This is a genomic window from Salinarchaeum sp. Harcht-Bsk1 (assembly GCF_000403645.1).
In the GTDB taxonomy this organism is placed as follows: Archaea; Halobacteriota; Halobacteria; order Halobacteriales; family Salinarchaeaceae; genus Salinarchaeum.
Map to the genome: position 1 here is coordinate 1,323,816 of NC_021313.1, position 25,518 is coordinate 1,349,333.

Annotated in this window: 18 protein-coding genes and 1 tRNA gene; 11 read left to right on the top strand and 8 right to left on the bottom strand. The window is 62.8% G+C overall.

Translation table 11 applies throughout. The features are described from left to right. Positions 1–278: 278 nt before the first annotated feature. The 6 genes from L593_RS06150 (at position 279) to L593_RS15300 (ending at position 7,379) form a co-directional block, all read left to right on the top strand. Positions 279–2,027 carry a nitrite/sulfite reductase gene (locus L593_RS06150; RefSeq protein ID WP_020446077.1) on the top strand — a complete coding sequence of 583 codons (1,749 nt, stop codon included), beginning with the start codon at positions 279–281 and terminating at the stop codon, positions 2,025–2,027. Continuing rightward, positions 2,020–3,867, top strand: coding sequence for a Coenzyme F420 hydrogenase/dehydrogenase, beta subunit C-terminal domain (locus tag L593_RS06155; protein WP_020446078.1), 1,848 nt, complete (start codon positions 2,020–2,022; stop codon positions 3,865–3,867). The genes L593_RS06150 and L593_RS06155 overlap by 8 nt, the downstream gene beginning before the upstream one ends. A 146-nt stretch (positions 3,868–4,013) precedes the next feature. Further along, complete coding sequence (locus tag L593_RS06160) at positions 4,014–5,561, top strand: FAD-dependent oxidoreductase (RefSeq protein ID WP_020446079.1); 1,548 nt, start codon at positions 4,014–4,016, stop codon at positions 5,559–5,561. Positions 5,562–5,708: 147 nt separating this feature from the next. After that, positions 5,709–6,605 carry a hypothetical protein gene (locus tag L593_RS06165; RefSeq protein WP_020446080.1) on the top strand — a complete coding sequence of 299 codons (897 nt, stop codon included), beginning with the start codon at positions 5,709–5,711 and terminating at the stop codon, positions 6,603–6,605. 198 nt (positions 6,606–6,803) lie between these two features. Continuing rightward, positions 6,804–7,070, top strand: a complete 267-nt coding sequence (locus tag L593_RS06170) for a hypothetical protein (protein ID WP_020446081.1) — start codon at positions 6,804–6,806, stop codon at positions 7,068–7,070. Positions 7,071–7,214: 144 nt separating this feature from the next. Then, entirely contained in the window at positions 7,215–7,379 is a 165-nt protein-coding gene (locus L593_RS15300) for a DUF1059 domain-containing protein (protein WP_020446082.1), read from the top strand. A gap of 83 nt (positions 7,380–7,462) precedes the next feature. On the opposite strand, the gene L593_RS06175 is transcribed toward L593_RS15300, so the two are convergent. The 3 genes from L593_RS06175 to L593_RS15910 all read right to left on the bottom strand — a co-directional run bounded on the left by L593_RS06175 (position 7,463) and on the right by L593_RS15910 (position 10,610). Further along, the gene (locus tag L593_RS06175; RefSeq protein ID WP_020446083.1) at positions 7,463–7,651 is read right to left on the bottom strand and encodes a hypothetical protein; all 189 of its coding nucleotides are present in this window, start codon (positions 7,649–7,651) and stop codon (positions 7,463–7,465) included. A 380-nt stretch (positions 7,652–8,031) separates the two neighbouring features. Next, a complete protein-coding gene (locus L593_RS06180) occupies positions 8,032–10,455 on the bottom strand; it encodes an amino acid permease (RefSeq protein WP_081638661.1) in 2,424 nt (807 codons plus the stop codon). Further along, the gene (locus L593_RS15910) at positions 10,452–10,610 is read right to left on the bottom strand and encodes a hypothetical protein (RefSeq protein WP_187292645.1); all 159 of its coding nucleotides are present in this window, start codon (positions 10,608–10,610) and stop codon (positions 10,452–10,454) included. The genes L593_RS06180 and L593_RS15910 overlap by 4 nt, the downstream gene beginning before the upstream one ends. Positions 10,611–10,965: 355 nt before the next feature. Between L593_RS15910 and L593_RS06185 the strand changes: the two genes are divergently transcribed. Next, positions 10,966–12,381, top strand: coding sequence for a signal recognition particle protein Srp54 (locus L593_RS06185; RefSeq protein ID WP_020446085.1), 1,416 nt, complete (start codon positions 10,966–10,968; stop codon positions 12,379–12,381). Positions 12,382–12,550: 169 nt separating this feature from the next. Continuing rightward, complete coding sequence (locus tag L593_RS06190) at positions 12,551–13,501, top strand: hypothetical protein (RefSeq protein ID WP_020446086.1); 951 nt, start codon at positions 12,551–12,553, stop codon at positions 13,499–13,501. A gap of 129 nt (positions 13,502–13,630) precedes the next feature. Here the strand turns inward: L593_RS06190 and L593_RS06195 are convergent, their stop codons facing one another. Then, positions 13,631–15,007, bottom strand: a complete 1,377-nt coding sequence (locus L593_RS06195; protein ID WP_020446087.1) for a DUF5305 domain-containing protein — start codon at positions 15,005–15,007, stop codon at positions 13,631–13,633. 224 nt (positions 15,008–15,231) lie between these two features. Between L593_RS06195 and L593_RS06200 the strand changes: the two genes are divergently transcribed. From L593_RS06200 to L593_RS06210, 3 genes are all read left to right on the top strand, one after another. Then, a tRNA-Val gene (locus tag L593_RS06200) sits at positions 15,232–15,306 on the top strand. 404 nt (positions 15,307–15,710) lie between these two features. Continuing rightward, positions 15,711–16,943, top strand: coding sequence for an AAA family ATPase (locus L593_RS06205; RefSeq protein WP_049893904.1), 1,233 nt, complete (start codon positions 15,711–15,713; stop codon positions 16,941–16,943). Further along, a complete protein-coding gene (locus L593_RS06210) occupies positions 16,943–18,718 on the top strand; it encodes an McrC family protein (protein ID WP_020446089.1) in 1,776 nt (591 codons plus the stop codon). Before L593_RS06205 ends, L593_RS06210 begins: the two co-directional genes overlap by 1 nt. On the opposite strand, the gene L593_RS06215 is transcribed toward L593_RS06210, so the two are convergent. The 4 genes from L593_RS06215 to L593_RS06230 form a co-directional block, all read right to left on the bottom strand. Beyond that, on the bottom strand, positions 18,715–19,107 hold the full coding sequence (locus L593_RS06215) for a hypothetical protein (protein ID WP_236608603.1): 393 nt from the start codon (positions 19,105–19,107) through the stop codon (positions 18,715–18,717). The genes L593_RS06210 and L593_RS06215 overlap by 4 nt on opposite strands. Continuing rightward, positions 19,104–22,364: a DUF499 domain-containing protein gene (locus L593_RS06220; protein ID WP_020446091.1), complete on the bottom strand. Its 3,261-nt coding sequence runs from the start codon at positions 22,362–22,364 to the stop codon at positions 19,104–19,106. The genes L593_RS06215 and L593_RS06220 overlap by 4 nt, the downstream gene beginning before the upstream one ends. 82 nt (positions 22,365–22,446) lie before the next feature. Continuing rightward, positions 22,447–24,564 (bottom strand): DUF262 domain-containing protein, encoded by a 2,118-nt coding sequence (locus L593_RS06225; RefSeq protein ID WP_020446092.1) that lies wholly within the window; start codon positions 24,562–24,564, stop codon positions 22,447–22,449. 133 nt (positions 24,565–24,697) lie between these two features. Next, entirely contained in the window at positions 24,698–25,474 is a 777-nt protein-coding gene (locus L593_RS06230) for a hypothetical protein (protein WP_144060713.1), read from the bottom strand. Positions 25,475–25,518 lie beyond the last annotated feature (44 nt).

Genomic DNA, 25,518 nt, shown 5'->3' on the forward strand with positions numbered 1-25,518 from the left:
CCCGGCACGCCGCCAGTGGCCGATGTAGGAAACATTGTCCGGTAGCTGGCGTGTCACTCCGGGGCAGGCGACTGGCGCTCTGCCCCGCCCGCGGGTACTGTCGGTCCCGGAGACGACCGATCCGACACAGGTACCGGCAAGCGTGTCCAGTTGTGGGGAGCCCCGTCACCGTTCGCCCGTACGAGCGGCCCTATAGGTTCGGGAGCGCTCGCACGCTGTATGAGCGATACGTCTCGAAGCGGCGGCTGGCCCGCCAGGCGTTCGGGCTGGGGGGCAGCATGAATTCGGTCGAGCAGTACAAGCAGAACAAGCACCCACTCGACGTGATCGAGGACGTCAAGGAGTACGCCGAGAAGGGCCTCTCCTTCGAGGAGATCGAGGAGCGCGCCGGCGGCGGCGAGTGGGAGCGCCTCAAGTGGGCCGGCATGTACAGTCACGGGGTCCAGGACGGCTACTTCATGATGCGAACGAAGGTCCCCGGCGGCAAGCTCACGCCCGAGCAGGCCGAGGTCGTCGGCGAGGTCGCCGACGAGTACGCGACCGCGCCGGAGAAGTACGGCGGCGAGCACCAGAACGAACACTGGGGCGACGCCTACCTCGACATCACGACCCGACAGGACACCCAGTCACACTGGATCGAGGTCGAAGACGTCCCCGAGATCTGGGAGAAGTACGAGGAGGTCGGGCTGACGACGATCCAGGGCTGTGGGGACTCCGCCCGGAACGTGCTGGGCTGTCCCGCTGCCGGGCTCGACGACCACGAGTGCTTCGATGCCCAGCCGGTCATCGACGCTGTCTCCGAGTACTTCACGGAGAATCGCGAGTACGCGAACCTCCCGCGGAAGTACAAGATGACGATCACCGGCTGCCGGGAGGACTGCGCGCAGTCCCAGATCAACGACGTCGGGCTGACGCCGGCGCGCAAGGAGATCGAGACCGACGGCGCAGGCCAGAGCACCGAGGAGATCTACGGCTTCCACGCCAAGGTCGGCGGCGGGCTCTCCGACGGCCCGCGAATGGCGTCCCCGCTCGACGTGTTCGTCCGCCCGGAGGACGCCGTCGAGTTCTGCCGCGCCGTCGCGCAGACGTTCAAGGAGATCGGCGACCGCAACAACCGCGGCGTGTGCCGGATGCGCTACCTCGTCGAGCAGCTCGGCCCCGAGACATTCGAGGAGGCAATCCGCGACCGCTGCGAGGTCGACCTCCGCTCGCGTGGCACCGATCTCACCGAGGGGTACAAGGGCGACCACGTCGGCGTCCACGAGCAGAAGCAGGACGGCCTGAACTACGTCGGCTTCAACGTCATCACCGGCCGGATGGGCGGCGAGGAGTTCGCCGAAGTGGCCCGCGCCGCGAAGCAGTATGGCACCGAGGACGCCTCGATTCGCCTCGCGACCGACCAGAACTTCCTGATCACGCACATCCCGGACGAGAACCTCGACGACCTGCTCGCCGAGGACTTCGCCCAGGAGTACAAGCCCGACCCCGGCCCCTTCGAGCGCGGCGCGGTCGGCTGCACCGGCTCGGAGTTCTGCAACTACGGCATCATCGAGACGAAGAAGCGCGTCAAGCGCTGGGCCCGCGAACTCGACGAGCGGATCGACACGCCCGACGACCTCGAGGTCGTCCGGATGCACATGTCGGGCTGCTCGGCGTCCTGTGCCCAGCCCCAGATCGCGGACATCGGCTTCCGCGGCGAGACGGTCAAGATGACCGGCGAGAGCGAGTCGGACGCACCGCAGTCGCCCGAAGCCGAGAACGAAGAGAGCGACATGGTCGAGGGGATGGACTTCGGCCTCGGCGGCGCGCTCGGCAGCGACAACGAGTTCCTCGACTGGGTCGAGACCGCCGTCCCCGCAGACGCCGTGATTCCGGCGCTGGAGGAACTGTTCGCCGCCTTCGCTCGCGAACACGAGGAGGGCGAGCGCTTTTACGAGTGGTGCCGCCGGACGGACAACGAGCGGCTCCGACGCGTCATGCAGGGCGCGGACGCACCGGTTGCCAAAGGGGTGGCCGGGGATGACTAACGAGGCAACCGAGGAGGCGAAGCCGACGACGGGCGCCTCGGAAAGAGCGAGCGGTGAGCGGAGCGAGCCGCGAGCCGAGCAATCAGAAGCACCTGCAGACGCCGCGCCAGAGATCGCAGAGCACCCTAACGAGGAGACCGAGCAGCTCTGTCATCCAGCGGTCCCCGAGGTCGGTGAGAACGATGACGGCCACTCCGTCCCGCGCGCCGAGGGCATCCGCACGCACCGCCCCGCCAGCGAGCACGGCACGATCCCGGCCGAACAGATCGGTCCGGCGGATCCGGACGGTCCGGTGCCCGCCGCGCCCGAAGACGATCACAGCCACGACCACGGGCACGATCACGGCGACGACGGCAGCGAGGGCAGGTGCGGCTGTGGCGATACCTGTGGCTGCTCGGACGATACCGGCGGACAGCCGGCCGTGGCCGCCGATGGAGGCGCCACCCCATCCAACGTCACGCCCGACGGTCAGCTCGACCTCGGCGAGATGACCGAGCCCGCGGAGGGCGTCAGCCAGGACATCGAGCACGAAGATCCCCCCGACGAGCGCGTCGGCCTCCCCGATGGCGTCGACCTCGACACCCCCGGCTACGAGATCCGCGACCGGATGAACGACATCGAGACGCCCGACGAGAAGACGTGGTTCATGGAGCTCGACGAGGCCGTCATCGACGAGGACCGCTGCATCCAGTGTGGGACCTGCGTCGCCGCCTGTCCCTCCGACTCCATCGGGATCGGCGATGACGACCTCCCCGAGCTCGTGAAGATGTGCACCGGCTGCTCGCTGTGCTGGGACTTCTGTCCCCGCGGCGGCCTGCGCTACGAACGCCAGTGGAAGCTCACCGGTGGGGATGACAACGTGAAGGGCGCCGGCGACCCGATCACCGAGTTCTCCGCGACGGTCCAGGAGGACTGGCGCGAGAACGCCGAGACGGCGGAGCCGTCTCGAGCTCTCGCTCACGACGTTCGCGAGAACGCCCAGGACGGCGGGGTCGTCACGTCCGTCCTGATTCACCTGCTGGAAGCGGGAGAAATCCACGGCGCACTCGTCGCTACTGAGTCCGAGGAAGCGCCCTGGAAGGCCGAGGCCTTTCTCGCGACGACGCCCGAGGAGTTGATCGCGAACGCGGGCAGCTTCTACAACCAGACGATGGCGCTGGGCAACGTCGATTTCGGCCAGTGGGAGCACAAGCTCCCCGACGTCGACCCCGAGGACCTCTCGCTGGCGCTCGTCGGCACGCCCTGCGAGATCGAGGGCATCCGCGCGCTGCAGGACTTCGAGTGGGACTACGCCGCCCACGAGACCGGCGTCCGGGCGATCGACTACACGATCGCGCTAATGTGCACGAAGAACTTCAACTACGAGCGGCTCCTCGGCGAGCTGGTCGAGGAGGAACGCGGGATTCCGATCGAGTCGATCGGCAAGCTCGACGTCCTCCACGGCGACCTGATGGTCTGGGACACCGACGGCGAGATGGTGCTCCAGGAGGAGATCGAGCACTTCCACGACGCCGCGCTGAAGGGCTGTGACGAGTGCGCGGACTTCACCGGCTTCACCGCCGACCTCACCGTCGGCTCCGTCGGCTCCTCGGATGAGTACTCCAGCGTCATCGTCCGGACCGAGCAGGGAATGAAGGCCTGGAACCTGACGAAGGACGATCTGGACTTCCACGACCTCGAGGACCGCTCCGCGATCGGCAAGCTCCAGGGCTGGGACAAGAAGCAGGCCTTCGAGTCGCTCGAACGCGAGTTCGACCCGGACGCCCCGCGCTTCATCGACTACACCGACCACGCCGAGCACTACGGGACGGAGCTGAACCCCCACGACGCGGGGCACTGAGCGGGCGGCCCGGAGCGACCGGCGGGATCCGGTCCGCCTGAAGGGCGTCCGGAGAGAGCAGCTGCGCGATTCCCCCACCAATTGGGGCCACGTGCCGGCCTTAACGATGCATTCTTGCCGCGACGGCTCTGAAGGCTCGAAAAGTCATGAGCGGGACAATCGATGACGTGCTCGTCGTCGGGGGCGGCGACATCGGGCTGTTGACGGCGCTGGGAATTCAGAAGCAGCTGCCCGCCGTCGACGTCCGGGTCGTGGACGACTTCGGGACCGAGGTGCCACAGGTCGGCAAGAGCACCTACCTCGACATCCAGAACATCCTCCACGGACAGCTAGAGATCGAGGAACCGGAGTTCATCGACGAGGTCAAGCCGATCTGGAAGGCGTCGGTCTTCTTCCGGGACTGGTGTGACACCGACGCGTTCCACTACCCCTTCGACGTCTCAGACACGTTCAAGCAGCCCGACACCCGCAACTCCTCCGAGCATCTCGTCTACTACTACGACAACCTCTACGACAGCGATGACCACCTGACCCGCTGTGAGCAGATCGTCAGCCAGGGCAAGTCCCCGTGGTACCACGAGCAGAACGGCGACCTGAGCAAGTACACCAAGTGCGCCTACCACCTCAACACCGCGCGGTTCAACGGCTACCTCCGGAAGCTCTGCCGGCAGCGCGGCGTCGAACTCGTGAACGACGAGATCACCGACGTCGAGACGACCGGCTCGCACGTCGACGCCGTCCACAGCGGGAGCGACTCCTACGACGCCGACCTGTTCGTCGACGCGACGGGGTTCAACCGGATCCTCCGGAGCGAGCAGGACGAGGCCGAGTTCCGCGACTTCGAGTTCCCGCTCGACTCGGCGTTCAACGTCCGGATCGACCGCTCGCTCGACGACGTGATCCCCGCGACCGTCGTCGAGTCGGGCGACTACGGCTGGTTCTGGCACATCGACACCTACGACAACCGCGACCTCGGCTACGTCTTCGCTTCCGAGTACGTCGACGACGAGGACGCTCTCGAGGAGTTCCGCGAGTACGTCGACGAGGTGGCGACCGCCGACGCCGACCCGGATCCCGTCGGCGACGTCGACGACGTCGACAAGTACGAGTTCACCTCGGGGTACTACGAGCGAGCGTGGGTCGACAACTGCCTCGCGATCGGGAACGCCGAGGGGTTCGTCGAGCCGCTGCAGTCGACGGCGCTCACCGCGAACGCGTCGCTGGCGATGCAGTTCGCGAAGCTTCTCTCCGCCCACGGCCGGATCGCCGACGACGACGTTCGGATGGCGTACAACCGCGCCGCCGAGCGCACGTGGGAGACCATCTACGACTTCATCGCGGTCCACTACAAGTACTCCTACGACGACACGGAGTTCTGGCGCGAGATGGCGACGCGGGAGTACAGCCCCCGACTCGACCGGATCGCCGAGGAGTTCGACCGCTACGGCTACGACTGGCAGGTCGAGCGCGCCAACGAGGACGGCCTCCAGGAGCTCTCCGTGTTCACAGTGCCGGACTTCTACGCAATGATGCGGCCGCTCGGTGCGAGCTCCGTGTTCTACGACACCAACGACTTCACCGTGAGCAACGACCTCGTGCGCGAACTCGAGCAGTACTACCGCCGGATCCGCACCCAGGTCCAGCAACAGCACCTCACCGTCCGCGAGTTCTACGAGGGCGTCCTGAACGCCTGAGCACGCGAACGGCTAGCCCGACCACGCTCCATCCGCCCAGTTCGCAGAAATCGCCAGCAGACGGGCTGTCGCGGCCATCGCGCCGTCTGGCGGGCGCCGACATAAGCGACACCTTACAAAGACTGGGCGAGCGGAACTGGTGATTCGATGACCAGTTCGACACCGTTCGACGACTACCTGGCCGCCGGGGAGTCCTCGGAACTCGTCGGCTCGGGGACGCTGTTCCAGGAGCCCGCGTGGACGCCAGCGTCGATCTGCGTCACCGACCGGCGGATCCTGTTCGTCCCGACCGACGGCGGCTTCGTCGACGTGCCCCGCGGACAGGTACTCTCGATCCGAAGCCGGCCGCGAAGCCGCCGGACAAGGGCGGAGATCGCCTCGCTCGGCCTGCTGGCGACCGGCGTCGCGCTCGCCGGGCTGGCCGGCGCCGCGGTGCTCGCTGGCGCCGGGACCCTCCTGGTGCCAGTCCTCGCGTTGCTGGGCACGATCGGGACGCTCGCGACGGCCGCGCTCGTGACCCGCGGCGGCGGGCTCTCGGAATCGGACGCCACGGGTGCACTCGATCGAATCGACGAGGTGCTCCAGCGAGGCGACGAGGCGCTAGAACGGTTCGACGTACCGCCGGCGTTCTCCCTCGATGGTGAGCAGCGGGAGCGCCTGACGGGGTTCGTCGACGAGCGACCGGTGCTCCAGTGGGCTGCAGCGGGCCTCGGCACGATCGGGGCCGGCGGCCTCGCCGCCCTCGGTGCCTGGACCGCACTCCTCCTCGCCGCGGGCGTGACGATCGGCGTCGGCGCCGGTGCCGTCGGCCTCGACAGGCACCGCGACCTCCAGCGAGGAGACCGGGCGCGCCGCCGCGAACGCGTCGTGGGGCTCCAGTTGCTCGACGGTCGCACGGTCCGGTTCCGGATCGACGCCGAGGCCACGATCGATCGCGAGTTGAGCCGACTGACCGCCCGCCCCGCCGCTTCGCGCCTGCCCTCGGCCGACGTCGTCCACGCCGAGGATCGCAGCGCCGAGCAGAGCGCGTCGACGGGGCCATAGCAGGCTGCGATCGCGACTCGCCACCACACCAGTACCGCCGAATTCGTGCGGGAGGGCCCCGTTTGGACGAGGTTGTCAGATCTCCGGTTTCAGTCGTGTGCCACCGATCGGGGTGCGGTGCTCGCCCACGGGATCGCATGGGCGGTTCGGAGCGGACCGCAAGCGATTTCTCCAGTGCGGGAATGCACTCGGAGCCTATTGGGCGACGACGATCCGTGGGACGAGCTGTTGGTCGAGCGGGGCTTCCACGACGTCGAGACGGCGACGTTCGACGTCGAGCGCGACTGGGCGACCGACCAGATCGTGGACTACGTGTTCTCCCTGTCGTTCGCGTCGCCGGAGCAGTTCGGTGCCGACGCGGAAGCGTTCGAGTGCGACCTTCGCGACAGGCTCGACGAGGGCTGTGACGGCGGTGGTTCGTTCGAGCAGTCTGCGACTATCACCGTCCACTCGGGGCGTGCATGAACGGATGGGCGGAGAAATTCCGCAGGAAGCGGCACGGTAAGTTTTCCATAGCGGCCCCGACGAACAGCGGCGGACGGAACTCTCCCGTCGTTACCGACGACCCCGGGCCGCCTAACAATGCCACCGAGCGCCGAACGCCCGGGCATGGCAACAGAGTTCGACTGCCATCAGGACGCAGGGTTCGAGTGTGACTTCCACATCGTCGACGAGAACGAGGACGAACTCGTGGACTTCGTGCAGATCCACGGCCGGAGCGCCCACGACACGACCGTCGAGGAGAGCGACATCCGCGAGATGCTCCACACCTGAAGGAATCGGCCGGCGACGGAGTGCTGGAGCGACGCCGTGGCGGATCCTTCGACCCTGAAACCTGAATCCGGCGCGAACGACGCTCAGCCCAGAACCTCGTACAGCGTGAGCGTCCCGAACGCGAGCGAGACGACACCGAGCACGCGCGCCAGCCAGATCTCGGGGTACTCCGGCGAGATGCTCTCCCCGGGCGTGAGCAGCGCGTAGCCGAGCCGACCGATCATTGCCGGGATCTGCGGGAGGATCACCGCCACGACCCCGTAGGTGACCATACCGACGGCGTAGAGGAGCTACTGGGTCTCCGATTGCACGAAATCGCGGATAGATCGTCGCGAAATTAAAGCTCCGCCTCGGCGCTCTCGAGCCTACCGCTCCGGCGGCGGCAACACAATCAGCGGCACCGGCGCGCCCGTCGGATTCTTCCATGGTGCCGATCCATCGTTTCCAACAGCAGGAGAGCGAACGCATTCGGACCTAGGCTCTTTAGAGGCACCAAAGTCGATGGGTTCTCCGTCAGTTTCGGCCAAAGAACCCCCAGAATGCTCTTCGAGGTCGGCATGCACTGTGTTCCCTCGTGGCGCTCGTTTTTCGACGAAGCCGTCACAGGCGGCGGGGAGAACCCGTCGTCTTTGGATCCGAGGGCCGTGCGGGGTCACTCACCCAGGTTCGTCGCCTTTGCCCCCTTGCCGACCCATTTCCCGACCAGTCGTTTGACGGCCGACTGGACCGGGCGATGTTTCCGTACCATTACGACCTCCCCTTCGAACTCGGCGCCCACAGTCTCGGGGACTTCACCGAATAACACGCGGCGAAGGATGCCCTCGCCCGCCGCACCGACGATGATCGAGTCGAAGTCGCCGTTGCGCGCGTATTCGAGGATTCCCTCCGAGATGTCCTCGCCCGCTTCGACGGTGATGTCGACGTCGATGTCGGACTCGGCGAGTGCTGCCTGCCTCTGCTCGAGGAACGACTGCGCGCTCTCGACGTCGCGGTCGGTCGCCACGTGGAACAGTGTGACCTCGCTACCAGCCTCCACGTACGCGGCGGCGACCATCTCGGCGAGATCGGAGTTCGATCCCCCCGCAGTCGGAACGAGGACGCGCCTCGAGTCCGTCGTCCCGTCCGTCTTGAGCACGGCGACGTCACACTCGGCGTTCTCGACGACCGTGTCGATGTTGGACCCCAGCGCGTAATCGGACATCCGTTTGCGCTGACCACGCCATCCGAGCAACACGAGGTCGCTGTCACGCTGATAGGCGACGTTGTTGATGCTTTTGGCGATGTCGTGGCCGATGGTCACGGTCTGGTGAACCGGGACGTCCTCGGGCGCGTACTGCATCGCTTCGTCGAGCAACTCCCGCTGTTCGTCGGCGTACCGACTCCCCTCCGACAGCGGCGTCTGATCAGGGACGGTCGCAACGCTCGTTAGCAGGACTTCGCCATCCTGGCGTCGAGCGATAGCACTACCCGCACGAATCAGCTGTTCGGCGTGGTCGGGGTTCGCAATCGGAACGAGAACCTGATACCCACGTTCTTCGGGAGACCGTTCTTCCGCGATAAGGCGGGTCTCCTCTTTTGCTTCGGTCTCACGGACGCGACTCCGGGAGTAGAGGAAGAAGATTCCGACCCCGACGAGAATCCAGGCGATTGCCCCGTACCACGCGAGCGGACTGTAGTTGAACAGGTAGACTGCAAGCGCGAGTTTGGTCAGAATGCCGATGATGGGGACGTACGGGAAGAACGGCATCACGTAACCGTAGTCGATTTGATCGCCCCACTCACGGCGGATCACGATGGCAGCGTAGTTGACCTGCAAGAACAGCAGGAGGAACATGACGTCAGTCGCGGCAGCGACTGCCTCGATGGGAAGTGCGACCGCCATGAAGACGATGAGCGCGCCGGAAAGAGCCGTCGCGATGTGTGGCGTCTTCTTCTCGGGATGGACCGCACTGAACGCGTCCGGAAGGACGTGGTCACGCCCCATGGCGAAGGAGACGCGTGTCGAGGAGTACGTCGTGGCGTTGAGCGCAGAGAGCGTCGAGAAGATACCCGCGACCAGAATGACGAGCGTCCCGTAGGGCATAATCTGACCGGCCGCCCGGGCGAGCCCCAGTTCGCCGAGGTGGCCGAGAATCTCCCAGACCGCCGCGTCCGCGATGTCGTCAGGAACCGGTGGCAGGTTCGTCGCACCGTGACCCCCCGAGGCCGCACCCTCCTGTGCGAGCGAGAATAGTTCCGGCGTGACAGAGACGGCGCCGATGAGAACGATCGCTACCAGCATGTAGATGGTGACCACCACGGACATCGAGTAGAACACTGCCTTCGGAACCGCTTTCTTGGGATTGACGACTTCCTCGCCGGACTGCACGATGATCTCGTAGCCCTCGAATGCGATGAAGGTCAGCCCCATGGCGATGAAGACCCCGCCGAAGTCACGGGGGAGGAAGGGGCGGAACCGCTCGGTGGATTGCCCCGGATTCCCCAAAATGTACCCGAACCCGAAGGCGATAAGAACGACGATCACCGTGACCTTGACCATCGTCACGATGTTCCCGGCGAGGCCGGTCTCCTTCGCGCCACGGTAGTTGATGTACGCGAACAGTGCGCCAGCAAACACTGCGAATAGCTTCTCGGGGCCGAACGTGATGAACAGGAGATCAATCGGCTGGAAGAGCTGGATTCCGAAGTAGTCCGTCAACAGGAGATGCACGAACGCACCGAAGCCGAGCACGTACAGTGAACCTGCGACAGCGTGGGCGAACCACGACATCCAGCCAGCGAGGAACGCCTGAGACCGTCCCAGGGCTTCCCGTACCCAGAGATAGCCGCCACCCGCTTCCGGGATGGCGGACCCGAGCTCCGCGTACACCATCCCGGTGAAAATGGTGATGAAGCCGTTGAACGCGAAGGCCATCACGAGACCGGGACCGGCCTGACCGGCTGCAAGACCGGTCAAGACGAATATCCCAGCGCCAATCATCGCGCCGATGCCGATCATCGTGATGTCGAACACCGATAGGTCCCGAGCAAGCTCGTCGTCGTGGCTATGGCCCGGGAGTCCTTCACCGTCACTCACGAGGAATCACCGCCGTCTCGTCCTTGGAGCGGCCCCTTATTGTACTCCCCTTCTGCGATCTTATCCACGACGTATTTCCCGTGAATGACTGCGACCTGGAGCCAAACCCACGCAAGTAGCGTGAGGATCGCTCCGATGGTCAGCGTGGATACCATGTGCACTGATTCTCCTGACACATTCATTAAATCTGGTGTCTATCATTGCCAAACTCACTACACGATCCTGTTTGACAGTACGTACCTTCGACCGGACGAGGACGTTCCGGATCTACCGAGTCCATCGGACCTCACGGGACGTTCCTTCTGCTCCACCATTCCTCGGTACACGAGGTAGTACAACTCTCCCCGACTGGAATACTCAGATCAAGCCCCCGTCGAGCAAGCGAAACAGACGCCGTCGGCCGTCTTCCTCGGACCACTCGGGCTACCCGGCCACCGAATCGCGGCCGGATGCCGGATTCGAACGCGACGAAAAGGCTTTCCCGGGGTGACTGCCTACCGAAGGACAACAATGGTACTCGACGATCTGGGGAGTTCCCTGCGGTCTACCCTCGACAATCTCCGGGGCAAGGGCCGGATCTCCGAGGAGGACGTCGACGAGGTCGTCCGGGAGATCCAGCGCTCGCTGCTCCAGGGCGACGTCGACGTCGCGCTCGTCCAGGAGCTATCGGACTCGATCAAGGAGCGGTCGCTGGAGGAGGAGCCGCCGGCCGGCACCTCCGCTCGCGAGCACGTGCTGCGCATCGTCTACGAGGAACTGGTGGGCCTCGTCGGCGAATCCACCGACCTCCCGCTGGAGGACCAGACGATCCTGCTGGCCGGCCTCCAGGGGTCGGGGAAGACGACGAGCGCCGCGAAGATGGCCTGGTGGTTCCAGACGAAGGGGCTCCAGCCCGCAGTCATCCAGACCGACACCTTCCGGCCCGGCGCCTACGACCAGGGGAAGGAGATGGCCTCCCGCGCGGAGGTCGACTTCTACGGCGACCCCGACGGCGACGACCCGGTCAAGATCGCCCGCGACGGCCTCGAAGAGACCGCTGATGCGGACGTCCACATCGTCGACACCGCCGGTCGCCACGCGCTCGAGGACGACCTGATCGCCGAGATCGAGGAGATCGAGGCGGCCGTCGATCCCGACCGCTCGCTGCTCGTGCTCGACGCGGCGATCGGACAGGGCGCGAAGGACCAGGCCAGGCAGTTCGACGAGTCGATCGGCATCGACGGCGTCGTGATCACGAAGCTCGACGGGACCGCGAAAGGTGGCGGTGCGCTAGCGGCCGTCGACCAGACCGACTCCTCGATCGCCTTCCTCGGGACCGGCGAGGGCGTGAAGGACGTCGAGCGCTTCGAGCCCGACGGCTTCATCTCCCGGCTGCTCGGGATGGGCGACCTCAAGCAGCTCGCCGAGCGCGTCGAGCGCGCGATGGAGGAGACCGGGCTCGAGGAGGACGACGACTGGGACCCCGAGGACATGCTCGAGGGGCAGTTCACCCTCCGGGACATGCAAAAGCAGATGGAGGCGATGAACAAGATGGGGCCGCTCGACCAGGTGATGGACATGATCCCCGGGATGGGCGGCGGGATGATGGACCAGCTTCCCGACGACGCGATGGGCGTCACCGAGGAGCGGATGCGCGAGTTCGAAGTCATCATGGACTCGATGACCGACGGCGAACTCGAGAACCCCCGGAGCGTCGGGCAGAGCCGCACCGAGCGCATCGCGCGGGGCTCGGGGACGAGCGAGGAGCGAGTCCGCGAACTGCTCCAGCAACACAAGATGATGGAGCAGACCATCAAGCAGTTCCAGGGCATGGGCGACGCCGACATGCAGCGGATGATGAAGCAGATGGAGGGCGGTGGCGGCCCCGGCGGCGGGATGGGCGGCATGGGCGGCGGTGGCCCTGGCGGCAACCCGTTCGGGGACTGAGTAGGACCCTTCGGGGCAGAGTGGCGCGGGTGCTTCGTCGCGCAGCGTTTTTCGCGGCCGATCGCCCTTCGCAGCGCAGTTACGGCTTCCGCAGGCACCGACGAGCGGTAGCGACGGCCTACCGCAGCGCCCGGAACGGTGAAATGCCCTGCCCTCACATGGGAGGCATATGCGGCGTCGAGACCTCCTCGTCGGCACTGGCGGACTCGCCCTGTCGGCGCTCGCGGGCTGTCTGGGAAGCGCACGCGAAACGCTCGCCGAGCGACCGCCGGAGAACGCCGTCGTCGACGACCTCCGGACCGCCATCGGCGAAGCGAACACCGTCGCGTTGCAGCTGGCGACCGCCAGAGAGGACGCGGCGACGCCCGCGGACGTGTCCTTCGACCGCGAGGCGCTGGAATCCGGCCTCGCGACGAGCCGGCAGGCCCTGGACGAGGCGGCCCAGCGCGAGGCCGCCGACGACTACGAGGCCGAGATTCCGGCAGCCCGGAGCTACGTCGACGTCGTCGCCGGGCTGCTCACCGGATCGGCGTCGCTCGCCGACGCAGCGGGCGAACTCCAGCGCGTGGAATCGAGCATCGCCAACGGCGACTACCAGGCCGCCGGGCAGACCCTGAACTCGATCCAGCCGGTCGTCGGCGACGCCCGATCCACCGTCACGGACGCCGAGTCGACGGCGAACGCCATCGACCCCGCGGTGCTCGATCCCTACGGTGCGAAGATGGGCGAGTTGACCGACGGCCTCACCACGGTGCAGAACATCGCCGTCGGCGCCGACGAGTTGACCGGCGGCTACGACGCGATACTCACCGGCCGCGGTCACCTCGAGTCGGGCCAGGTGGCCGTCCAGCAGGGGAACTTCGCCACCGCGGAGTCGGAGTTCCAGGCCGCCAAATCCGCCTTCCAGACCGCCACCGGGCACTTCCAGACCGCTCGTCAGGAGACGGACGGTGAACTCCAGTCCCAGATCGACACCGCACTCTGTCGCTCGCAGGCGCTCACGAACGCCGCAGCCCACTTCGAGGCCTCCGCGGTGGCCGCCCAGTCCGGCGACCTGGCGACCGCTCGCGACGAGCGGAACGCGGGCGAGGCCGACATCTCGGCCGCCGGCAACTGCTGAGGCGGTTCACTGGCAGGCGTCGCGGTGTTCAGTTCTCGCCGACTATCAAGAGGGGAGCAGCGTCGCTCGCTACCGTGCTCGATCGAGCAAACGGACGGATCGAACGGGTGCGAGGCGATCGGCCGGTACTCACTCTTCGTCGTCGCCACCGAACGGCCGATCCTCCGGCGGGCGTTCCGCCGGGCCGACCGATCCGTCGCCGCCGGCGTCGTCCGGTGGGTCGGCCGCGTCCTCGTCGGTTCCGAACACCGCCTCGGGAGCGTCGTCCGCGTCGGTCGCGTCGGCGTCGTCGGACTCATCGGCACTCGAATCGCTGGCAGCGTCGGCGGGAACAGCGTCCGCACCGCCGCTGGCGAATCCTGGGCCATCCCCCGCGTCGGGACCCCCACCGAACCCGCCGTCGCCGGGCGGGGTCGCTTCGGCCCCCGGGACGTCCTCGTCGCCCATCCCGAACGCCTCGAGGAAGGACGGCCCGCTGTCGTCGGATTGGGTCTGGGGCCACGCGACGCGGTTCCAGTCGCCGTCTTTGCTGTAGTAGTAGACGACCTCGCCGCTGATCACCGCGAAGACGTTCCGGCGGTCGTCGTAGACGACCCGCTGGTTCGTGTCGATCGCGACGTCGACGACGTCCTTCAGCGAGTCGAGCGCGACGTACTCGCTGCCGACGCCCATCGGGAGGTTGCCGTCGGAGATCCAGTCGTCGTAGCGCTGGCGGTGGACCTCCTGCTGTAGCCAGTCGATGTCCGCTTCGACGCGGTACGTCGCTGCTGCCGCGGCGCCGCCGACGGCGAGGAGCCCGAGCACGACGAACAGCGCAACCGTGCCCCAGTCGACAGGGGCGGTGCGCTCGACGGTGACGGTCCGGCTCCGGGCCGCGCTATCGCTCGGGTCGCCGTCGATCCAGTACGCACGGTTCGTGACCGTCAGCGGCCCCGTCGCGCTCAGCGTGCCCTCGTAGGTATCCGTCTCGTAGCGTGCGTCCGCGACGATCCGCGTCTGGACCGTCCCGACGCCCGCGAACTGCTCCTGGAGGTCGCGGCGCTGGGCCTGCAGCCGCTCGACGTCGATTGCGGCGGTCGAGATCGCCGTGCCGTTGGTCGCCGTCTGCTCCTCGGCGGCCAGCGCGCGGGTCTCTTCCCAGACGACGTCGCCGTTTCGAACGACCCGCAACTGGAGACGCGCGTCGTGGACCACCGTCGATCCCGGCGGCGCGTCGGTCCGCACCGCCACGTCGAGCGTCGGCGACGCGTTCAGGAGGTACGCCGGATGGTCCTGCAGCGTCGTTCCCTGCTCCCACGGCGAGTCCGCCGACTGCACCACTGCCGAGTGACTCACTTCCGTCTCGATCGTCTGACTGTCCGCCGGCTGGCGGACGGTTTCCGACGCCGGCGTGACGACCGTCCAGATCGCGAGGACGAGGAGCACCGCCCCCAGGATCGCCAGCGCCAGCGCGATGCGCCGGCCGTGTTCGGCCAGCGCCAGGCGCACCCGTGGGTTCTCGATCACGGGCGCACCTCCGGGGCCAACGGCTGGTCGACCCCACCACGAACTCCCACCATACGCCCTCAGTAACGGTACGTACTGTTAAGTCCATTGGCAGGTCTGACGGGCGTCAGACGGCCGTTTGTGGCTGTTTGACACGGTTGGCTTCGGTGTCGGTGGGCATGGAATAGAGTGGTGATGCGGGACAAAGTAACCCTTAAGGCTGGCACTCGGGTAGGTCGGGATACGGGTTGGTGGTCTAGCCCGGTTATGACAGCTCCTTCACACGGAGCGGGTCGGCGGTTCGAATCCGCCCCAACCCATTCGAGGTCCGAACGGTGAGTAACCGATCGGGATCTTGCTCCTCAGGCCCTCTAGGCCGGGGAATTCCGGTTTCGGAGTCTTCGGAATACCGACCGGAGCCGGTGTAACCCATTCACCCTGTGAGCGCGGCCCGACGCCGTCTGGGACTCGCCATATTGGAAATCGTGAATTGCAATAAAGGTACCGTCGGTTGATTGGTTGAATGGAATCTACGTGAATCCGTGTATAGGAACCGAGCCCCAATGTCCAGAAGACATATTATCAGATTGATTCAATAGTCGCGGCTGCATCTCGATATACAAAGTCACTCTTCGCGACTGGAGTCGAGACGGTCAACGAGGGACTAGCTGCCAGCAGGTACGCTTTTCAATACTGCGGGAAAATACATCAGTTATCACTAACCATGGATGAGGGCTATTCACTTGAGGACGTCCAGGAAAAACTCGAGATCCTCCATGAAGTCCCGAACCGGGTCGTTCAAGCAGTCGAAAACGCGGCCAATCAAGAGGTTCTCGAGTTTCTCGTTCGTGACCAAAAGCTAGATATCCACCACGAGGGGGAGCGAGGGGTCGGTCCGATCCGACGGGCAGTACTCGAGTCCGACAAAGCCACTCCCTCGCTGAAACGCGACGTGATCACCCGCGGAGACGATACTCCCCCTGAAGTACTGGTCCCGGACGACGTCCTGCGCAACGCGAAGACTGCGCTTCGAACTGGGAAGCCCGTGGTCCTATACGGCCCGACCGGGACCGGTAAGACCACGTTCGCCAAGCAACTCGCACTCAATCACTGCACCGGCTATTCTCTCCACACCGCGACCCCGTCATGGACGGCGAAGGACATCATCGGGGGCATCGGTCCCCAGCTCACGGGTTCTTCAGGCCGACGTTCATTGAACTATCACACTGAACTCGGCGCAGTTTCGGACGGTGTCAAGCGCGCTCGTGATTTCGATATTTCCTATGCCGTCATCCTCGACGAGATCACCCGAGCAGACATCTCGCAAATCTTCGGTCCGCTCTATACTGCCATCGAAAACCGGAATCAGACGTTGATCGAGACTGATGATGGCGAACCGATCGAACTCGACGAGGACGTCTCCATCATCTGCACGATGAACATGTCGGACCGGACCGTCAACGAACTCGACAACGCAATCACTCGTCGGTTCGCGATGGTCGAACTCGACGAGTACGAGGACGACGACCGAGAGTCACTCTTCACGGGATGGATCGAGGAAGAGCTCGGAGACATCCCGCTTGTCGATTCTGGGGATTTGCTCGATCTGTTCGAGGCCGATTACCAGGGCATCAATCACGGGAGCGAGCAAGCGTCTCGGGGCAGAATCATGCGGTTCGGGCCGATGCACTACCGAGACGTGACGGTGTTCCTCCGCGAGGCGCTCCAAGACGAGGAGCTCTACATGGACGAACCCGAGGAAGCAGTCGGACAAGCCTTTCAGACGTTTATCGTTCCACGTCTGCTCAACTCCGCCGCATTCCCTCAGATCGAGCAGATCGAACAACACTACCGATACCTCGATAAGGAGTTCGACGACTTCGACCTCTCACCGGCCGTTGAGCTGGCGGGTCGAGAGCTCGAAGCCGAGCAGCGCCAGATGGGCTCGTACGAGTGATGAGCGCCTCCGATCCGGACGTAACGTATCAGTACGAACCGGGCACGTTTAGCGTGCCTGAGCGTGGATCCGCGCGCATCGAGGGCTGTCCCCCGTCTATCGGCGAGCAACTTCGGCGGGCTTCCTTCGAACAGGAAGCTGCGAACGTCTTCGTCAAGTCCCAGGCTTCGCTCGACGATAGCGACGAGGAGTACCGCGTGGTGCGCGTACGGATCGACGGCCCCACTGCCCATATAGATGTCAGGGACAACGTCGGGATCATCAGCTTTACACCCAGATCGAAGCTTCGGATCGAACCCAAGATCGATTGGGACCACATCTTCGACATGCTTCTCGCGGTTCACGGCCGCAAACGCTCCGTCGAATATCACGGGATTCCGCTTTCGGACGTCCAATCGGAGGATGTGGACCTCGAAGACGTGTTCCTGATCCTGGCGATCAACTACCTCGACGCGCTCGAGGCAGTCCACCGTAACGGGTTCGTCCGAGAGTTAGTGACTCGGCGGGCCGATCTCGATCAACCGAGAGGCGTTATCGACATCGAGCAGTCACTCGTCAATCAAGCGGAAGGGCGAGCTCAGCAGAACTGTCTGTTGAAAGAAGTCGAGTACGATAATGCGGCCAACTCGCTTCTTTTGTACGCTGGCAAGCACCTACTTCGCCTGTTCAGAGAGTATGAGGAGAAGTACTCGCAGGGCATGTACTACACCATCTTTTCGAAGGTACATCAGGAAGTCAGGAACCTCGAGAGCCTTGACGTAACGTGTGACCGTCGTCGCATCCCGGAGTACAGGAACTTCTCACTTCACGACCTCCCGAAACAGCGTCACTACTACGAGCAAGCAGTGGACGTGTCGAAAGCCATCACTGCGTCGTCTCTCGGCACTCCTTCGGTGGAAGGTGGCTGGGAGCTGACCGTCGATTACGTGCTCAACATGGAGTCGCTCTTCGAGCAGTACTCTCAAGTCGCGATCGAGGAGGAGCTGGAAGCAGTGAGAGAGTCCGATCGGTTGGGCCACACCAAGAACGTAAGTGCGGTACGGTCTCCGACGCTCAAACCTTTCGAGGACGAAGGGCAAATCTACCACCAGCCGGATCACGCCGTCGAGGAAGGAGAGGACACACTCGCGGTTCTCGACTCGAAATACTACAGCGAGGACAAGGACCCAGTGAAGAGCGGCGGATCTAGGTCCCGTTTGTTCAGTTACGCGTATCTCCTCGACACTCGGCACATGGGATTTCTGACGCCACTCAACGAGTCGATGGTACGAACGGTCAAACAAACGGGGGCTGAGCTGCAGGTGATTTCACCCAGCGGATCCGGATTTTCGCTCGAAGCGTATCATAAGAGCGTACGAGAGTACCTTCAGCACGTCCTCGAAGGGACCTATCCGACACTATCAGTATTTCGTGCTGTTGAAGACCACGCCCTGTGCCTCGAGCAGCACGACGCTGAGGATCTCGATCGCGTCGTCGAAGCCGGTGGACCGTTTGACTTCAGCAATGTCCCCGAATTCTCTCTTCGAGTCGTAAACGCAGCCGCAGATACGCTCTCTAATCGACACCGATCGCGTTCGGATCTCGAACAGCAAGGCAAATGGACCCGACGGCGGATCGAAACGCAATGCAATGCCAGGGAAGCCGAATCGACCACCTGTGTCCCGGTGTTCCGTCGTGAAGACGGGGAGGAGCACATCTACCTCTACTTCATCGAACGTGATGAAAACGACGTGCCAACAGCGGTGACGGTCGAAGGCGGATTCCGGCTCCTCTAGAAGGGCGCAGTCAACCAATCGCTGCTCTCCCGATCGATCTGGGGTCCGAAAATCCGACTCAGACGATACAGTTCGTCACCGACTTGCAGCTCGTAGTCTCTCTGCCTGCGTTGGAATGACCCCTCAACGGCGAACTGGATTGTCGGGAGGCTCGATCGGTTTTCGAGACTGTTCGCTCGCCGGTCCATACTCGAACGGAGGTCGCTTACGGCTTCATCTTCTCCGAATACGTCGCTCAGACCGACCACGCAGAGTTCATCGGGGAGATCATTCTCCTCGAGGCGTTCCTCGAACTCTTCGACGGGGACACGATGATCGAACAGATCGATCGCATCCTCGAGGACGATGTTGTACTTGCCGGGGAGTTTTCCTTTCTCGACCATGGTCATTCGAAGTTGATCTCCACCGAGATATTCGACGCATCGGACGGCATCTCCTCGAAGAGTTCCCGGACCTTCGTAAAGTCCTCCCCCGACGCAATCGTCAATTTGGTCATCGTCTCTTGGATCCTCGCGGTCCCCTGGAGCGGGCCTGGAATTCCTCGTTTGTCCATCAGAGTGAATCTGACTTCGCCGAAGGTCACCTCACCCGAATCTTCCTCCTGTCGCCACTTGCGTCGGAGTTCCGCCGGATCGTCCCCATCAAACTGGAAACGCCAGCCGCCACTCGGAATGCGGAACTGATAGCCCTTCGACCACCGGGTCGGATCACCTGAGCCGTCGGTTCCGATCACGTACTCCGGATCCTCGCCTCGACCAAGGTTCCGGAGGAGGAACGTCTGGACAGCGTCATCCGACACCGTCGAATCGAACCGGTCGGCTACGCTACCGACAGTGAATTCTTCCCCGCCATCAAGGTCGTCGAGGTAGTCCAGAATCTCGTCGCCTACGTCGTCGGATACGTCCGGAACGAGGACGAGGTCAGTCGGATCCCGATCGCCCAGCGAATCGTAGTACCGCCTCTCGACGTCGATGACGTAATCGTCGACGAGGAAATCGGTCACGGCCTCGCGGAACGCTTGCTCAGTCTGACTACCGGGGAGGTAGATGGTCCCGTCGGACCGGATCTCTTCGAGAATGCGGTACGTGTTCGCTCGACCCTGCTCTTCGAGCTGGGCTCGAATCCGATCTCGCACCTCGGCGACTCCGATCCGCTCTGCTTCAGAGATATCCCGGATCGTCGCGTCGGACTGGGCTTTGCTTACGATATCCGTTCCGCTGTAGAGGACGTACTGGTCGTCCTTGCCGACGCGGCCGACCGCCGTCATGACGGTGTCGTGGCCATCTCCCTCCAGCCAGATCTCGGTATCCTCGAGCAGCTCGAGTTCAAAGTTCCCTACGTCGATGGAGTCGGAACCACTGCCGAATCGCCTCCGGAGTTCCTGTTCGACGTCTTCGACAGTCCACTGCTCGACGTCGCGTTCGTGGAGAATCGTCGTATCCAACGAACTGCCTTTGAGTGACTCCGAGAAGCCGTTGGACCCGTGCGTGACGACCGGCTTGTCCTCCAGAGTCTGAACCGTCGCCTCCAGGACGTCACTCGGACCGCCCGGAATCGGATAGGTCGGCTGACGGAGGAACTGCTCGTAGATGTCCTCAATGCTCGCCTCGCCACGACGATCCAACAGGTCATCGACGATTTCCCAAACGTGCTGCTGGAGATCGATCCCTTCCGCTGCGACGTTCTCCGTGAGATCTGCGGCGTTGAGGGGGTCTCCCTCAGAAACGAACACGTCGAGATCCATTTCTGCCGCCAGATCGAACTCGTTCAGCAGATCGTCCCCGTCAATGATCTCACCGTACGCGAGCTCGACACGATCCTGGAGTTCCCGTCGCTCGTCCTCGCGCTGGCGTTTGACTGACGACCGAATCTCGTCGTCGAGTGATTCGTCCTTGAGAACGCGCTCGGCACCCTCGATGTAGCGGGCCTTCTCGATGAAACCGGTCCCGGATTCGATCTCCTTGTCCCCACTCGGCTGGACGAAAACGAGGGTATTGCGCCACTCCCGGCCGGGGCTCCTGTCGGCGTTCTTGATTACCTTCTCGACGTCGTCCCGAGTCCAGTCACTGGCGCTGACAACGACCTTGACGTCCCGGTTGTCGGGGACGTCTTTGAGATCGCTTCCAGTGAATCCGACTGGATACGCGTTGTCACCGAAGACGGTCTGGACAGTCTGCGCAATCTGTTCGAGTGCGAGCTGCTCGTCGACGTCACTGGCCTTGTTCTGGATGAGCGCGTTAGGGTTCTGGCGATCCCGGATCGCGTACTTCCCGTTCAGCTTGTGGAGATACCACGCCACGCCGTAGAGCTGCTCCAAATTGAGGACGATGTCGGAGACGAGGTCGTTCGTCTCGTAGGTCCCCATCACGATCTCGGCCTTGCTCGCTCCCTCTCCCTCGTCGGGCTTCAGGCTGTAGAGGAGAATCGTGTTGAGAATCCGTCTGCCGTAGGGAATCTCGTCGGGGTCGACCCGGTTTCTTATGTCGTCCACGCAGACGCCTGGGCGGTCAATGTTGATCCGCGTCAGTTCGTCGTCGAACAGAACAGCGTCGATATCGCCGTGGGTGACGAGATCCGTCTCTTCGATGAGCTTCGCGGCATCGGGGTCGTCCGGGTCAGCCTCGGGATCGGCAGCAGTGGTCAGAATCTTCGAGAAGAGGTAGATCATCCCGCGAGTGTTCTGGTTCCCCTCGTCCGCGTAGTATCGCGTCTCCAAGGCCTGGAGGAGGACGGGGTGGAACGGATAGGAGTCGCGCATATCGTCCGCGAGGTCCGTCGGGAGTTCCGAGTCCGGAACGTGGTCGTTGCCAGCGTAAGCTTCTACGTACCCGTCGACGATGTCCGCGACGGCTGCTTCGTCGACCTCGTCGATGAGCCGGTGGCGAATGACCTCCTGCTTGCTCACCTTGCTGCTCATGTTGACCTCGGAGGCGTTCTCGCGGTCGAGGATCCGGTGAACGTCCGAGCCCTTGCGGAGAACCGAGACGATCGCGAACACGCCGCTATCGTCGAGATCTGCGGTCTCGAGGAGGGCCTGCAGGAATCCACGGTTTCGCTTCTTACGGTCACCGCTCAGCGGCTCGAACCAGTCCTCAAGCTCGTCCATCAGGTACGCGACCGTCCGGCCATCGACGGCCTCCTGGATGACGTCCATCTCGGGATACGGTTCGAGATCGCTCTCGCTCGGTTCGTAGTCGAGAACGTCGAAGAAGGGCTCCCAGAGAAATTCGGGCTGGCTCTGTTGGAGGGAGACGGTGATGGCTTCGGACTCCTCGGAAGCCGGTAGCGCATCGCTGAATCCATCGATGTGCTGGTCGCCGAATGCTCCGGCTCCATCAGGATCGGCAAAGCAGTGGTACATCGCGACCATCTGGTGGGACTTCCCGCTCCCGTACGGCCCGTAGAGAATGTGCGTTCCGTAGTTCGCGTCTCCGCGAAGGGTGTCTCGAAGATCGACGAAGCCCTCCCGGAGTCCCTGCGTCATGAGCGTCCGGTCGAAGAACGTCGTCGCGTCAGATTCGAACTCCTCGTCGTCCTCGACGTTGTAGAGTTTGACCTGCCCGTCGATCTCCCCCTCCTCGCGGAGTTCACGGCTGATGGTCACCGTGTCCGCGATCGTTCGTGACAGCGGTTCCGTGCTGGCCATTGCGTATGCCGATGACGGTGGGTAACTCGCTTAAGTACTGTGGTAGATGAGACCGCTTCGAGAAATGTCCCAAGGCAGGGCTTCAGTCGGATACTGCTGCTCTTGCTTCGTCCGTCGCGTACCAAGTACGCTTCTCCCGATCCGCTAAGCCGACTCTCGCGAGCCTAGACAGGATCGACCCAACTTCGTTCCGTTCGTCGTTCGAATCGGGGTTCTCGAAAGACGAATCCGCCCTTTCGCAAGCCTTTCGATGGATGTACCGCCTGGCGCCTCCACTTGAGGCATCACACAGAGCGTGAAGAACGGTGTTTTCTCTACTGGAGAGTTCAGAGATTGCATTTTCCGGCTCGTCAATGTCGCCGAAGCGAGTGCTCGGTGCATCCCAGAATTCCATGACGAACTGGATCAGAATCTCCTCTCGATCCTGGATGTTATCGATAGACCAATCCTCGTAGTCGCGGATGTCCTTCTGCACCCAGAGAGTTGACTCCTCATACCCCTCAGTCCGCTTCGTCTCAAAGTCATCGTTGCCCCACTCGGAGTTCCAAGATTTGCTTGCTAGTGTGAGGTTCCCAAGTCGGTGCTTGTATGCATTGTATCGCTGTTCGAGGTTGGGATAGGATCCTGTATCCTCAAAGGGGATCTCGTCGACCGTCTGAGGCCAGATGTGTTCCACAGTATACTCCTCGCCCATTGCCTCGTCGAGTGTGATTGATCCCTCTTCCTTCTCCTCACGAGCTCGATACTCGTTGTAGAAGTAGAAGAGGTAGCGGAGATCCTGTGAGGATACACTCGTGTACAGATCAGACCGAGAAAGCGTTCGTGTGAACTGGTCGTCATCCTGGTAGTTATTCATCACGTCGACAATCCCATTGATCCAAGCTTCGGCATCACTCCCTTGTTCAGTGTCTCTCGCGAGGGTCTGAAGGGATGACCGGCCTGTGTAAGTCGGATGATTGCCAATCGCGTAAACGCGGAAGATGTAGGTCTCAATAACATCTAAAAGGTCCTCCTGTTCCGCTTGGTCAAGATCGGGCCACGCCTTGAGCAAGATCGGATAAAATTTCGTCGCGTGCCGAAGTTTGTGGATTCGGTGGACGAGATTGGCAATATCGCCATCGCCCGTCTGGGAGAGTACGTCGGCGAGATTGTCGAAGCCCGCCTCGAGTCCTTCAGTGTACTCTCTGATGTATGCTAGACAGGCCTCCGGGTCCTCCTCTCGCAACGAGCGTATGCGCGCCTTGAGGAGATCCAGAAACGTCGGGGTCTGGTGATCCTGTCGTTCGGTCCAATCGAAGAAGGTAATGAAGTGGTATCGTTGGATCGCGTCGTCACTGATATCGTCGACGTAAGGGGAGTCGAGAATCTTCTGATGGTCGTCATACATCTCCCCGAAGGCTTGACGAATAGAGTCGATCGTCGCCTGGCCTTCCGATTCGTCGTCAGCAGCTAAGTAGGCCATCCGCATCAGGAACGACTTCGTCTTGTCGAACGTCGAGAGGGCCCTGCCTCGGTCGTTGACGCTGTCGAAAATGAGCGTTGCCTTCTCCGGATTACCCGCTTCGACAACGTAGACCATCAACTCGAGGTCGAGGATCGTCTCCCAAATCCGATTGAGTTGGTTGGCGACGTCGAGTGGTTCGAGATCGGGTCGATTACGAAGCTCGGCAATCTTCTCGTCGAAGAACGACTTTGCGTCTACGAGCTTCCGTTGTGACGGTCGTTCCGGGTCGCGCTGGTATCGGCCGTCGACAATACGTTCGAGAAACTCGCTGTCATCCTCGTCAAGGAGCTTCAAGAAGTAGACGTTATCCTCCTCGATGAACTGCTGACGCATATCCGCGACCTCTTCGAGGATCTGGTCCTCGTGCTCGGTCTCAGGTGCGATTTCTCGAAGCGCCTCAGTCATCGACTTGACCAGTAGTGTCAGGGACGTCAATCGCTGCTGGCCGTCGATGAGCAAGTTCACATCCTTCTCGGTGTCACTCCCGTATCCGTCTCGATGTGCCGTCACCGTCCGCTGTGTCTCTTGAATAATGACCGTCCCGAAGTAGTGTTGCTTCCCTTCCGGAAGCGTCGAGAGATCCGTCCAGAGATCATCCCATTCGGGCTCCGTCCAAGAGTAGTATCGCTGGTACTGGGGGACGTGGAATACGCCAGCAGTAGTTAATTCCTCAAGCGACTTCTTGCCAGATTCCATGGTCGACTGCTGTATCCGCCACCCCTAAAGATCCACTGGCGACCAATGTCCGAATTCGACTGCTGTTCCCATTCAAATGACGACGAATACCCCAGAATTCCGAGTCCGTTTCAGGCGTCCATGCACCTCTGTTTCAGCGGGTACCGGCTGACCCACCATCGCTTTGAACAGAATCCTCGTTCTCCGCTGGAGGATTCTCCCAGAGGTCTTTCACGACCAATTCTACAACGCCGATGTTTACGTCCTCCTCGAGAAGGTACCGCGAGAGGTCTCGAGCCATCTCCTCGTCACCCCACTCCTCTTTCGTCGGATTATAGAGATTCACCAGGAAATTCCCCGCCACCTGTTTCATGTTCTCTTGCATGTACTCCACGTTGTCGACGACCTTGTCAATCGATTCTTTGTACTCAGCCTTTGACCCGTCGTAGATGATTTTGGTGGCGAGTTTGTTGGAGTGCATTGCTGGCTCGTCAGTGATCCGAACCATTCGAGTGACGATATTTCGCTCTTCGAGGGCAACGGCCGAGCTGGAAATACTCGAAGCAAATCCGAGGTTGAGACCAGGTGGCCGCAGACACTCTGGGTCTTCTGATACGTCGAACTTGACTATCGTCATCCAGCGATTCTTCAGACTTGCCTTCGCTCGCTCCGATAACGTTGGTTCATCACGCCAATTGAGGCCGTCGAACATCTCCGGCTCCTCAAGTGATCCTCGATCCCCCAGATCAACAGGGGCCCGTACCTTGATCGAATAGATCGTCAACGTAACTGATTGGCCGGAATACGTCTCTAGCTCCCATTCCTTTCCTGCGAATTGCTCATTCAGCTCGTCCTCAACCTCAGCTTGTGTATCCACGTGAGACGACATCTTCGCAAGGAGCCGCAGGGGAGCAGTCCAGAGACCAGCCATACGTCCATTCCGAATGACGAGGCCCATAGTTCTATGTGAGGAGC